General features: G+C 74.6%; 12 protein-coding genes. 9 read left to right on the top strand and 3 right to left on the bottom strand.

The genetic code is table 11. The features are described from left to right. Position 1: 1 nt before the first annotated feature. From AB0424_RS20125 to AB0424_RS20090, 8 genes are all read left to right on the top strand, one after another. Positions 2-436: a VOC family protein gene (locus tag AB0424_RS20125; RefSeq protein WP_366307291.1), complete on the top strand. Its 435-nt coding sequence runs from the start codon at positions 2-4 to the stop codon at positions 434-436. Between the two features lie 47 nt (positions 437-483). Then, complete coding sequence (locus AB0424_RS20120) at positions 484-1,320, top strand: inositol monophosphatase family protein (RefSeq protein WP_366307206.1); 837 nt, start codon at positions 484-486, stop codon at positions 1,318-1,320. A gap of 81 nt (positions 1,321-1,401) precedes the next feature. Beyond that, entirely contained in the window at positions 1,402-2,805 is a 1,404-nt protein-coding gene (locus tag AB0424_RS20115) for an NAD(P)/FAD-dependent oxidoreductase (protein ID WP_366307289.1), read from the top strand. Between the two features lie 9 nt (positions 2,806-2,814). Beyond that, the gene (locus tag AB0424_RS20110) at positions 2,815-3,435 is read left to right on the top strand and encodes an L-threonylcarbamoyladenylate synthase (RefSeq protein ID WP_366307204.1); all 621 of its coding nucleotides are present in this window, start codon (positions 2,815-2,817) and stop codon (positions 3,433-3,435) included. An 84-nt stretch (positions 3,436-3,519) separates the two neighbouring features. Further along, on the top strand, positions 3,520-4,233 hold the full coding sequence (locus AB0424_RS20105) for a DUF4232 domain-containing protein (RefSeq protein ID WP_366307202.1): 714 nt from the start codon (positions 3,520-3,522) through the stop codon (positions 4,231-4,233). A gap of 99 nt (positions 4,234-4,332) precedes the next feature. Continuing rightward, the gene (locus AB0424_RS20100; protein ID WP_366307200.1) at positions 4,333-5,820 is read left to right on the top strand and encodes an AlkA N-terminal domain-containing protein; all 1,488 of its coding nucleotides are present in this window, start codon (positions 4,333-4,335) and stop codon (positions 5,818-5,820) included. 6 nt (positions 5,821-5,826) lie between these two features. After that, a complete protein-coding gene (locus tag AB0424_RS20095; RefSeq protein WP_366307198.1) occupies positions 5,827-6,330 on the top strand; it encodes a methylated-DNA--[protein]-cysteine S-methyltransferase in 504 nt (167 codons plus the stop codon). A gap of 21 nt (positions 6,331-6,351) precedes the next feature. Further along, complete coding sequence (locus AB0424_RS20090; RefSeq protein WP_366307196.1) at positions 6,352-6,555, top strand: type II toxin-antitoxin system VapB family antitoxin; 204 nt, start codon at positions 6,352-6,354, stop codon at positions 6,553-6,555. A 48-nt stretch (positions 6,556-6,603) separates the two neighbouring features. Here the strand turns inward: AB0424_RS20090 and AB0424_RS20085 are convergent, their stop codons facing one another. Beyond that, positions 6,604-7,680 (bottom strand): ADP-ribosylglycohydrolase family protein, encoded by a 1,077-nt coding sequence (locus tag AB0424_RS20085; RefSeq protein ID WP_366307194.1) that lies wholly within the window; start codon positions 7,678-7,680, stop codon positions 6,604-6,606. Then, entirely contained in the window at positions 7,673-9,343 is a 1,671-nt protein-coding gene (locus AB0424_RS20080) for a BCCT family transporter (RefSeq protein WP_366307192.1), read from the bottom strand. The genes AB0424_RS20085 and AB0424_RS20080 overlap by 8 nt, the downstream gene beginning before the upstream one ends. A 112-nt stretch (positions 9,344-9,455) precedes the next feature. Here AB0424_RS20080 and AB0424_RS20075 point away from each other — a divergent pair, with 112 nt between their 5' ends. Then, entirely contained in the window at positions 9,456-10,607 is a 1,152-nt protein-coding gene (locus tag AB0424_RS20075; RefSeq protein WP_366307190.1) for a glycerate kinase, read from the top strand. 411 nt (positions 10,608-11,018) lie between these two features. On the opposite strand, the gene AB0424_RS20070 is transcribed toward AB0424_RS20075, so the two are convergent. Beyond that, on the bottom strand, positions 11,019-12,209 hold the full coding sequence (locus tag AB0424_RS20070; RefSeq protein ID WP_366307188.1) for a helix-turn-helix domain-containing protein: 1,191 nt from the start codon (positions 12,207-12,209) through the stop codon (positions 11,019-11,021). Between the last annotated feature and the right edge of the window lie 149 nt (positions 12,210-12,358).

Genomic DNA, 12,358 nt, shown 5'->3' with positions numbered 1-12,358 from the left:
ACTGCCCTACGACACGACGGAGGCGACGTCGGCCTTCGGACTCGGACTCCACCACGTCCAGCTCTCCCTGCCGCCGGGGGAGGAGGAGGCGTGCCGCCGGTTCTACGTCGACGTGCTCGGTATGACGGAGATCCGCAAACCCCCGGTGCTGGCGGCCCGCGGCGGGCTGTGGGTGCGCCTCGACGCACTGGAGATCCACCTCGGCGTGGAGGAGGACTTCCGGCCCGCCCGCAAGGGCCACCCGGGAATCCTGGCCGCCGACCTCGACGGCCTGGCGGAGCGGCTGACCGCGCACGGCGTGAAGGTCACGTGGGACGGGAACTTCCCCGGGTACCGGCGCTTCCACACCGCCGACTGCCACGGGAACCGCCTGGAGTTCCTCACTCCCGAGCGCCGAACCCGGCCGGCCGGCGACCCCCGGGCGAACGGCGGGTGACGGGAGCGACGTACCGGTCGTCAGCGCCGCGTGCTTAGCTGGGGGACATGATCGGAGACTTCCTTGAGCACGTCCTCGACGGCGGTACGGACGAGGTGGAGGAGGCGGTGCGCAAGGCGGCCGCCGCCGAGATCACGCCACGCTTCCGGCAGCTCGCCGCCGAGGACATCGTCGAGAAGAACGGACCGCACGACCTGGTCACCGTCGCCGACCGGGCCGCCGAGGCCCACCTGACCGCCTCCCTGACCGCCCTCCTGCCCGGCTCCGTCGTCGTCGGCGAGGAGGCCGTCCACGCCGACCCCGCCGTCTACGACGCGCTGCGCGGCGACGCCCCGGTGTGGATCGTCGACCCCGTCGACGGCACCCGCCAGTTCGTCCACGGCGACCCCGCCTTCTGCACGCTCGTCGCCCTCGCCCACCACGGCGAGGTCCTGGCCTCCTGGACCTTCGCCCCCGCCCTCGACGAGATGGCCGTCGCCGTGCGCGGCCGCGGCGCCACCCTCGACGGACGGCCGCTGCGCTCCGGCTCGCCCGCCCCCGGCGCGGTCGTCCAGGTCGCCACCTCGCACCCCGACTACACCACCCCCGACCAGAAGAAGGCGCTGCTCGGCCTCGACACCGAGGGGGTCCGGCGCCGCCCGTGCGGCTCCGCCGGACTCGAGTACCTCGCCGTGGCCCGCGGGGCCCTCGACGCCACCGCGTTCACCTGGGAGTACGCCTGGGACCACGCCGCCGGCCTGCTCCTGGTCGCCGAGGCGGGCGGCGCGGACACCACCATCGCGGGGGAGCCGTTCCGGATCACCGGGGGCAACGCGCTGCCGTTCACGGCGGCCCGGGACGCGGCCACCGCCGAGCGGATCCGGGGACTCCTCGGGGGGCGGTGAGCCCGGCCGGACCACCGGCCTATCCTGGGAGCCTTGGCCATCGGCTGACGAAGGAGTCCGAAGGTGACGAACGAGACGTCGATGCTCGATGCCGTCGTCGTGGGGGCGGGACCCAACGGACTGACCGCCGCCGTCGAGTTGGCCCGGCGCGGTTTCTCCGTGGCCGTGTTCGAGGCCGAGCCGACCGTCGGCGGCGGAGCCAGGACCGAGGAGCTGACCCTCCCCGGCTTCCTGCACGACCCCTGCTCCGCCGTCCACCCCCTCGGCGCCGGCTCGCCGGTCTTCCGGACGATGCCGCTCGACCGGTACGGCCTGGAGTGGCTCCACCCCGAAGTGCCCATGGCACACCCGTGGGACGACGGCACCGCGGCCGTCCTCGCCCGCTCCGTCGCCGAGACCGCCGCCTCCTTCGGGCCGCGCGACGCCGGCGCGTACCGCCGCCTCGTCGCGCCGTTCGTCGGCAAGTGGGACACCCTGGCGAGGGACTTCATGCAGCTGCCGCTCACCGCGCTGCCCCGCGACCCGGTGACCCTCGCCCGCTTCGGCCTGGCCGGCCTGCCGCCGTCCACCTGGCTCATGCGCCGCTTCCGCGACGAGAAGGCCCGCGCCCTCTTCGCGGGACTCGTCGGCCATGTCATCGCCCCGCTCGGCGGTTTCGCGACCGGCGCCGTCGGCCTGGTCTTCGCGCTCGCCGCGCACGCCGGCGGCTGGCCCATGCCCCGGGGCGGCTCGCAGTCGATCTCCGACGCCCTCACCGCCTACCTCAAGGACCTCGGCGGCGCCGTCCACACCGACTTCGAGGTGAAGCGGCTCGACGACCTGCCGCCGGCCCGGGCGTACGTCTTCGACACCTCGCCCACCGCCCTCGCCCGGATCGCCGGCTTCGGCGGGCACTACGACCACTACCGCTACGGCGCGAGCGTCTTCAAGATCGACTACGCCCTCGACGGCCCCGTCCCGTGGACCGCCGACGAGGCCCGCCGCGCCGGCACCGTCCAGATCGGCCCCACCGCGGGCGAGATCGACACCGCGCTGCGCCAGGCGTCCTCCGGCACCGCCCCCGACGCCCCCTTCCTCATCACCGCCCAGCCCAGCCTCGTCGACCCCTCCCGCGCCCCCGAGGGCAAGCACGTCTTCTGGGCCTACGGCCACGTCCCCCACGGCTGGACCGGCGACCTCACCGAGGCGATCGAGCGTCAGATCGAGCGCTTCGCCCCCGGCTTCCGGGACCGCGTCCTGGCCCGCGCCACCGCGGGACCGCCCGAACTCGCCGCCCGCAACGCCAACTACGTCGGCGGCGACATCGCCTGCGGCGCCGCCCGCGGCCTCCAGCTCCTGCTGCGCCCCACCCTCTCGCTGCGCCCCTACTCCACCCCGCACCCGGCGGTCTTCCTCTGCTCCTCCGCCACCCCGCCCGGCCCCGGCGTCCACGGCATGTCCGGGCACAACGCGGCGAAGGCCGTGTGGCGGCGGCTGCGAAAATAGACTGCCCCCATGGCCAAGTACTTCGACGTCCACCCCGACAACCCCCAGCCCCGCACGATCGCCGCGGTGGCCGACAGCATCCGCAACGGTGCGCTCGTCGCGTACCCCACCGACTCCTGCTACGCGCTCGGCAGCCGACTCGGCAGCCGTGACGGCATCGGCCGCATCCGCGCGATCCGCGACCTCGACGACCGGCACCACTTCACGCTCATGTGCCAGAACTTCGCCCAGCTGGGCCAGCTCGTGCACATCGACAACGACGTCTTCCGCGCGGTCAAGGCCGCCACCCCCGGCGCGTACACCTTCATCCTGCCCGCCACGAAGGAGGTGCCGCGCCAGCTCCTCCACCCCAAGAAGAAGACCGTCGGCGTGCGCATCCCCGACCACGTCGTCACCCAGGCCCTCCTCGCCGAACTCGGCGAGCCGCTCCTGTCCAGCACCCTGCTCCTGCCCGACGAGGCCGAGCCGCTGACCCAGGGCTGGGAGATCAAGGAACGGCTGGACCACCAGGTCGACGCCGTCCTCGATTCCGGCGAATGCGGAACCGAACCGACCACCGTCGTCGACTTCTCCAGTGGCGAGCCCGAGATCGTGCGCCGCGGGGCGGGAGACACCACGCGGTTCGAGTAGGACGGCGCGCCGACCGGCCGGGCCGCGTCCCGGCATGTGATCCTGTGCCGTTCCGACACGGCACCACAACGGGGGAGTTCCACCATGTCCAGGCGTCGCCTTCGCACGTCCGCCCTGTCCGCCGCCGCGCTCGTCTGCGGCCTCGTCCTCACGGGCTGCTCGGGCGGCACGACCTCGGGCTCGGCGAGCGGCGGCTCGACCCCCGCCACGACCTCGGCCCCGGCGCCCTCCGCCTCGGACGCCGCCGGCGGCCCGTCGTCGGACGGCTCGTCGTCGACCGGCGGTACGGCGACCGGCGGCTCGTCCGGCACCGGCGGGACGGGCGGCTCGGACGGCACGGCCTCCGGCGGCACCGCGACCGGGTCCGGCGCCCCGGCGGCGGCCGGGCCCTGCCGCACGGCCGGACTCGGCTTCGCGATCGCGCCCGGCAGCGGGGCCCAGGCCGTCGGGGAGCAGGGCGCGGTCGTCGTCGAGCTCACCAACAAGAGCGACGCCCCCTGTACCCTCAAGGGCTTCCCTGGCGTCGACCTCGTCGGCGACACCACCTGGTCGCTGCCCCGCCAGACCTCCCAGACGCCCCGCCCGGTCACGCTGAAGCCCGGGACCACGACGACCTTCACCGTCACCTACCAGTCGTACGAAGAGGGCTCCGGCGTCGAGCTCACCCCGAAGCGGCTCGTCGTCACCCCGCCCGGCGAGACCCGCTCGACCACGCTGACCTGGGACTTCTCCTCGGTTCTGCTCCAGGACGGAGCCACCCACCCGGGCACGTACGTCGGCCCCGTCGGCGGCAACTGACCCGGCGGCGCCGGCCCCGGCGCCCCGGTCCGCGCGAGGGCGGACGGCCATGTCGTTTTCTCGCCAGCCCGACGGCCGTCCGTCCCCGATCCTGGAGGCATGCACACCGACACCGAGCGCTGCGTGCGGGCCGTCCAGTCGAAGGACGCCCGCTTCGACGGCGTGTTCTTCACCGCCGTCCGCACCACCCGGATCTACTGCCGGCCCAGCTGCCCCGGCGTCCCGCCCAAGCCCCGGAACATGGAGTTCCACCCCAGCGCGGCCTCCTGTCAGCGGGCCGGCTTCCGGGCCTGCAAGCGCTGCCGGCCCGACACGAGCCCCGGCTCGCCCGAATGGAACGTCCGGGCCGACGCCGTCGCCCGCGCCATGCGCCTCATCCAGGACGGCGTCGTCGACCGGGAGGGCGTGCCCGGACTCGCCCGGCGCCTCGGCTGGTCGACCCGCCAGATCGAACGCCAGCTGCTCGCGGAACTGGGCGCCGGACCGCTGGCCCTCGCCCGCGCCCAGCGCGCCCAGACCGCCCGCGTGCTCATCGAGACGACCCCGATGCCCCTGGGCCAGGTCGCCTTCGCCGCGGGCTTCTCCTCGATCCGCACCTTCAACGACACCGTGCGCGAGGTCTTCGCCCTCACCCCCGGCGACCTCCGCGCCCGGGCCGCCCGCCGCTCACCGGCCGGGCCCCCCGCCACCCCGGGCATGATCAGCCTCCGGCTGCCCTTCCGCGCACCCCTGGAGCCCTCCAACCTCTTCGGCCACCTCGCCGCGACCGCGGTCCCCGGCGTCGAGGAGTGGCGCGACGGCGCCTACCGCCGGACCCTGAGCCTGCCGTACGGGCACGGCATCGTCGCGCTCTCCCCGCGCGCCGACCACATCGCCTGCCGGCTCTCCCTCACCGACCCCCGCGACCTCGCCCACGCGATCAGCCGCTGCCGACGGCTGCTCGACCTCGACGCCGACCCCGTCGCCGTCGACGAGCGGCTGCGCACCGACCCGCTGCTCGCCCCGCTCGTCGACGCGGCGCCCGGCCGCCGGGTGCCCGGCAGCGTCGACCCCGCCGAGTTCGCCGTGCGGGCCGTCCTCGGCCAGCAGGTCTCCACGGCCGCCGCCCGCACCCACGCCGCCCGGCTCGTCACCGCGCACGGGGTCCCGGTCGACGACCCCGAGGGCGGCCTCACCCACCTCTTCCCGGACGCCGAGGCGCTCGCCGCCGTCGACCCCGAGACCCTCGCCCTGCCGCGCAGCCGCCGCACCACCCTCCTCACCCTGGCCCGCGCCCTCGCCGACGGCTCGCTCGCCCTCGGCCCCGCCGAGGACCGCGAGGAGACCCGCGCCCGGCTGCTCGCCCTGCCCGGCTTCGGGCCCTGGACCACCGAGATCATCGCCATGCGGGCCCTCGGCGACCCCGACGCCTTCCTCCCCGGCGACCTCGGCGTCCGCCGCGCCGCCGAGGGCCTCGGCCTGCCCGGCAGCCCCGGCGCGCTCACCGCCCGCGCCGCCCACTGGCGCCCGTGGCGCGCCTACGCCGTCCAGTACCTCTGGGCGACCGACGACCACCCCGTCAACCACCTGCCCAGCGAAGGACACTGAACCGTCATGGCCCCCACCGTCCTCCACACCGTCGTGGACAGCCCGTACGAGCCGCTGACGCTCGTCGCGTACGACGGCGTCCTCAGCCGCGTCCACATGACCGGACAGCGCCACCGCCCGTCCGAAGAGACGTTCGGCGACCCCGACCCGCGCCCCTTCGGCGAGGCCGTCCGCCAGCTCGACGCCTACTTCGCCGGCGAACTCACCACGTTCGAACTGCCGTTGAAGCTGATCGGGACGCCGTTCCAGCTGCGGGTCTGGGAGCGGCTGCTCCGCATCCCGTACGGGGAGACGCGGACCTACGGCGAACTCGCCGAGGAGCTGGGCAGCCCCGGCGCCTCCCGCGCCGTGGGCCTCGCGAACGGGAAGAACCCCGTCAGCATCATCGTCCCCTGCCACCGGGTGATCGGCGCCGGTGGCGGGCTCACCGGCTACGGCGGCGGCCTCGACCGCAAGCAGCGCCTCCTCGCGTTCGAGTCGGGCACGGCGGAACCGGACGCACTGTTCTGACCGAGGTGTTAGGTTCCCGCCATGGCCAAGGTGAACATCGCGCTCGACGCCGAACTCGTCGTGGAAGTCATGGTGCTGGCGGGGATCGGCAACCCGCAGGACGCCGTCGAGGCCGTCGTGCGCGACTACATCGCCCGCGGCCACCGCACCGAGGCCAGGGCCGTCAGCCGGGACGAGCCCCACCGCACCGGCGAGATCGTCCCGCCGGAACCCCAGCAGGGCTGACGCCCGCGCCGGACGGGGCGGACCGGCACCGAACGGCCGCGCCCTCCGTCACGAGACCGACCGCGCCAACCGCACGGTCCTTTCGGCCAGTTCGCCGATCCGGACGCCGTCGAAGCCGAACACCGCACTGCTCACCCGGTCCCGCAGCGGGACCGACCACCGCGGCGGAATCGCGGCCGCCCCGCACATCACCCCGGCCACCGAACCCGCCGTCGCGCCGATCGAGTCCGTGTCGAGGCCGCCCCGCACGGTCAGCGTGATCGTGCGGGTGAAGTCCCCCTCCCCGTAGAGGAGTCCGGCGGTCAGCACCGCCGCGTTCGGGACCGTGTGGATCCAGCCGAGGCCCGCCGTGCGCTCCGCGAGCTCGGTGAGCGCGTCGGACCAGTCGAGCCCCGCCTCGTACAGCGCGATCGTCGCCCGCACCGTCCGGGCCAGCCGGCTGCCCGCCGGCACCCGCGCGAGGCCCTCCTCCAGCGCGGACCGGACGTCCGGCGCGGTGAACGCCGCCGCGATCAGCGCCGCCGCCCACATCGCCCCGTACACGCCGTTCCCGGTGTGCGACAGGACGGCGTCGCGCCGGGCCAGCGAGGCAGCCCGGCGCGGATCGCCCGGGCTGGTCCAGCCGTAGACGTCGGCCCGGATCAGCGCGCCGATCCACTCCTGGTGGGGATTGTCGTACGTGGCCGTCAGCGGCGGGCGCAGCCCGTTCACGAGGTTGCGGTAGGCGGCCCGCTCGGCCGTGAAGGTCTGGAGGTACGGCAGCCGCAGCAGCCACTCCTCACCGAGCTGCTCGGTCGTGAAGCCGAAGCCGTGGGTCTCCAGGACGTGCAGCCCGAGCACCGACCAGTCGACGTCGTCGTCCCGGCAGCTGCCGTCGATCCCGCCCCGCACGCACCGCGGCCACTCCGGGCGCAGCTCGAAACCGGCCGCGTCCGGCGGCGGGGCCGGCAGGTAGTCCGTCAGCGGCAGCGCGTCCGTCAGTCGCAGATAGGCGTCGATGTGCTCCCGGGTCCAGTGGTCACCGCGTTCCACCGGCTTGCCCAGCATGTTCCCCGCGATCCGGCCCGTCCAGCCGCCCAGGATCCGGTCCGCGAGCTCCGCGTCGGCGAGGACCACGTCAGGCACCGCCCTCGGGAGGCTCCGCGTCCGTCCCGGGCCGGGGCCGGCGGCCTCCGCCGCCGCCCTGCTCGGTCAGCGCCTCCCCGACCAGCGTCCGGACCGCGTCCCGGAGCCCGTGCAGGGCGTGGTGCCGGGCCGGACCCGCACCCGGGTCCTCCCGCAGCTCCTTCAGGAGCGCGAAGCACAGCACCAGCATGACCACCACGAACGGCAGGGCCACCAGGATCGTCGCCGTCTGGAGCGAACCCAGCCCGCCCACCACCAGCAGCACCGCCGCCACGGCCGCCATCAGGACGCCCCAGGTCACCACGAGCCAGGTCGGCGGATGCAGCGAGCCGCGGCTCGTCAGCGACCCCATCACCAGCGAGGCCGAGTCCGCGCTCGTCACGAAGTACGTCATCACCAGCACCATCGCCACGACCGACGTCACCGACCCGATCGGCAGCGCCTCCAGCATCGCGAACAGCGACGCCTCCGCCCCGTCCTTCACCGCCGTCGCGAGATCGGCGGCGCCCGTCGACTCCAGCCGGATCGCCGTGCCGCCCATCACGCAGAACCACACCACCGTCGCCCCCGAGGGCACCAGCAGCACGCCCATCAGGAACTCCCGGATCGTCCGGCCCCGGGAGATCCGGGCGATGAAGGTGCCCACGAACGGAGCCCACGACAGCCACCACGCCCAGTAGAAGATCGTCCACGTCCCCAGCCAGTCACGGTCGGTGAACGCGCCCGTTCGGCTCGCCATCGGCAGCAGCTGGTGCAGATAGCCGCCGACGGACGCCGGGATGGTGTCCAGGATGTAGACGGTCGGACCCAGCAGGAAGACGAACAGCATCAGGCACGCCGCGAGGACGATGTTCAGCGTCGACAGCCACTTCACGCCCTTGTTGAGCCCCGAGAAGGCCGACAGCACGAAGGCCGCCGACAGCGACGTGATGATGATCAGCTGGGTCGCCGTGGAGTCCTCCACGCCCATCGTCAGGTTCAGCCCCTCGGACACCTGGAGCGCGCCCAGCCCCAGGCTCGTCGCCGTGCCGAACACGGTCGCGAACACGGCCAGCAGATCGATCGCCTTGCCCGGCCACCCGGCCGCCCGGCGCGCGCCCATCAGCGGCACGAAGGCCGAGCTCAGCTGGTTCCCCCGGCCCTTGCGGAACGCCGCGTACGCCAGCGCCAGCCCGGCGATGCCGTAGATCGCCCACGGCGTCAGCGTCCAGTGGAAGAACGAGTACTCCAGGGCGGTACGCGCCGCCGCGCCCGTCCCCGCCTCCACACCGGTCGCCGGCGGTGGGCTCAGGAAGTGCTGGAGCGGCTCCCCGACCCCGTAGAACATCAGGCCGATGCCCATGCCGGCGCTGAACATCATCGCGATCCACGCCAGGTTCGTGAACTCGGGCTCCGAGTCGTCCGCCCCCAGCCTGATCCGGCCGAACCGGCTCAGCGCGATCACCACGCACAGCACCAGGAAGACGTCCGCGGCGACCACGAACAGCCACGCGAAGTTCGACAGGACCCAGTGCAGCGCCGTCGACGACGCACGGTCGAACGAGTCCTCGCCCAGCGCCGCCCAGGCCACCACCGCCGCCACGGCCGCCATCCCGATCCCGATGACCTTGCCGTCGGGCGCGTGCCGCTCACGTGGGGCCCGATCGATCGGTTCCGTCCTCATGCGACCCCACTATGGTGCGGAATATCGTCTCATCAGGGGGTGGCACGCCGTCTGGCGGTACGGATAGGGTCGGCCTCGGCGCGACTGCACGTTCGAAAGCAAGGGATGCAAGGTGACGGACGGAGCAGCAACTCAGGTCGCTCACGTGCTCGTGGCGGCCGACAAGTTCAAGGGCTCGCTCACCGCCGTACAGGTCGCGGAGCGGGTCACAGCAGGACTGCGACGGGTCGTCCCCGGACTCAGCGTCGAGACGCTGCCCGTCGCCGACGGCGGCGACGGCACCGTCGCGGCGGCCGTCGCGGCCGGATTCGAGCGCCGCGAGGTGCGCGTCACCGGACCGCTCGGCGAGCAGGTCACCGCCGCGTTCGCGCTGCGCGGCACCACCGCCGTGGTCGAGATGGCCGAGGCATCCGGCCTCCAGCTCCTCCCGCGCGGCGTCTTCGCCCCGCTCACCGCGACCACGTACGGCTCCGGCGAACTCCTCCGCGCGGCCCTCGACGCGGGCGCGACCACCCTCGCCTTCGGTGTCGGCGGCAGCGCCACCACCGACGGCGGTGCCGGCATGCTCGCCGCGCTCGGCGCCCGTTTCCTCGACGCGGACGGCGAGCCCGTCGGCCCCGGCGGCGCGGCCCTCGCCGACCTCGCCACGGCCGACCTGGCCGGCCTCGACCCCCGCTTCGCGGACGTCGACCTCATCCTCGCCAGCGACGTCGACAACCCGCTGACCGGCCCCAAGGGCGCCCCCGCCGTCTACGGCCCCCAGAAGGGCGCCACCCCCGACGACGTCCGCACCCTCGACGCCGCCCTCGCCCACTTCGCCACCGTCCTGGAGAAGGCCGTCGGCCCCAAGGCGGCCGAGGCAGCCCTCGCACCCGGCGCCGGCGGCGCCGGCGGCATCGGCTACGGCGCCCTCATCCTCGGCGCGAGCTTCCGCCCCGGCATCGAGCTCATGCTCGAGGTCCTCGGCTTCGCCCCCGCCCTCGAACGCGCCACGCTCGTCATCACCGGCGAGGGCTCCCTCGACGAGCAGACCCTCCACGGCAAGGCCCCCGCCGGCGTCGCCGCCGCCGCGCGCGCCGCCGGCAAGGACGTCGTCGCCGTCTGCGGCCGTCTCGCCCTGTCCCCCGAGGCCCTCGGCGCGGCCGGCATCCGCCGCGCCTACCCCCTCACCGCGCTCGAACCCGACCCCGCGGTCTCCATCCCCAACGCCGGCCCCCTCCTCGAACAGACCGCCGCCACCCTCGCCACCGACTACCTCACCTGACCCACCCCTCCCGCCCCTGCGGGACCGGTCCCGTCCCGTTGCGAGCGCCCGTCCCACTGGGGTGTGCCCACCCCCGCGGCCGGGAGCGGACGACCGTGACCGGGGTGCCCGGCCCACCCCGTTGTGGGCAGTCGTTCCGCTGGGGCGGAACGGGTGGGCACAACGGAACGGCGCCCCCTGCCGGGCCCAGGCTTCCGTGCCCCGGGCCCGCAGCCCATGCGCGGCGCACTGCTGGTGCGGGTCCAGGCACAAGGGGCGGGGGCGCCGCCAAGGGCGCCGTCCCGTGTGCCCACCCGTCCCGCCCAGCGGGACGATTGCCCACACGATGGGCAGGCGTGGGACCGGCCCACACGGAGGGGCGGGCGCGGGCCCGCGAATGGACGCGGGCGCCCCGCACCGGCGGGTCCGGGGTCAAGTCAGCCGGAAGGCGTCGAGGGCGAGGGTCATCTCCGTGAGGTCCCGCGGCCGGGACAGCGACCGCGACGTCAGCTGTTCGAGCCGCCGCAACCGGTTGAAGACCGTGTTCCGGTGGCAGTAGAGCCGCCCGGCCGCCCGCCCCGCGGACCCCTCGCAGTCGAGCCACGCGTCGAGCGTCTCCAGGAGGACCGCCCGGTCGGCGGGGTCGAGTTCGAGGAGCCCGCCGAGGACGTCGGTGACGAGGAGGCTCGCCATCTCGGGCTGGGAGACGACGAGCGCGCCGGCCATCCGCCGGTCGAGGCGGACGATCTCGCGGCTGCCGGGCGGGCAGGTCCGCAGGGCGAGCTCGGCGAGCCGCCGGGCGCGGCCGAGTTCGGTGAGGCCGACGACGACGGGGCTGATGCCGCCGGGCCCGGGGCACCGCCCGTCGAGGAGTTCGGTGAGGGCGTCCAGCCCGGTGTCGCCGGCGAGCGCCACGACCCCGAGTTCGCAGTCGGCTCCCATGCGCCACAGGAACCGGACGCCTTCGCCCTGGACCTGCCGGTGGAACGGTTCGCGTTCCTCACGCCGGTCGTAGCGCAGGACGACGACGGCGTACCGCCCCTGTTCGGGCAGGTCGAGGCCGGCCGCGGCCCGTGAGACCAGCTCGGGGGAGCGCTGGCCCTGGAGCAGTGCGTCGAGGAGGGCCTGGAGCTGTTCGTCGGTGCGGCGGCGCAGTTCCAGCTCGGCGGAGCGGTACGCCTCCGACGCCGTGTCGGCCTGCGCGTCGACCGCCGACCAGACGGTCGTCGCCGACTGCATGAGGGCGGCGAGCTGCGCGGTGTCGGTGCCCGCGCCCTCGATCAGCGCGTCCCACACGAGGTGCCCGGCATGCCGGTAGGCGTGGACGACGAGTTCCAGCGGCATGCCCTGCGCGGCCCGCCGCCGGCCCATGCCGTCGGCGTGCTCCAGGTCCCGCCGGGGCGAGTTGCGGGGCGCCGAGATCATCTCGATCCCGATCCGGATGGCTTCCTGGGCCTCCTGCCAGTGCTGGTCGTACGGGAGGATCCGCCCGTAGGCGGGCTCGTAGGCGTGGAGTTCCCGTAGATGCTCGTCCACCAGCTCCGGCACGCGCTCCAGAAGCCTCGTGCACGCCTGAGCGAGCACCTTCCAGTCGTCGCCGGTCCGCCTTCTGCGCCGTCCCATGCCGGGAGGATCCACCGCCGCGGCCCCCCGCGCACAGCCCTGACGCGCAGCGTTGTGCGCATGCACAGCCCGTCGCCGCGCCCGCTGGTCACCGGCAGCGTTTCGGCCGCGGAGCGTGGACGCGCGGTCCGGCGCGGTGCTGGGGTGAG

The sequence above is a fragment of the Streptomyces sp. NPDC051180 genome, assembly GCF_040689545.1.
GTDB lineage: Bacteria > Actinomycetota > Actinomycetes > Streptomycetales > Streptomycetaceae > Streptomyces.
This window is presented reverse-complemented; position numbering and strand designations above follow the sequence as displayed.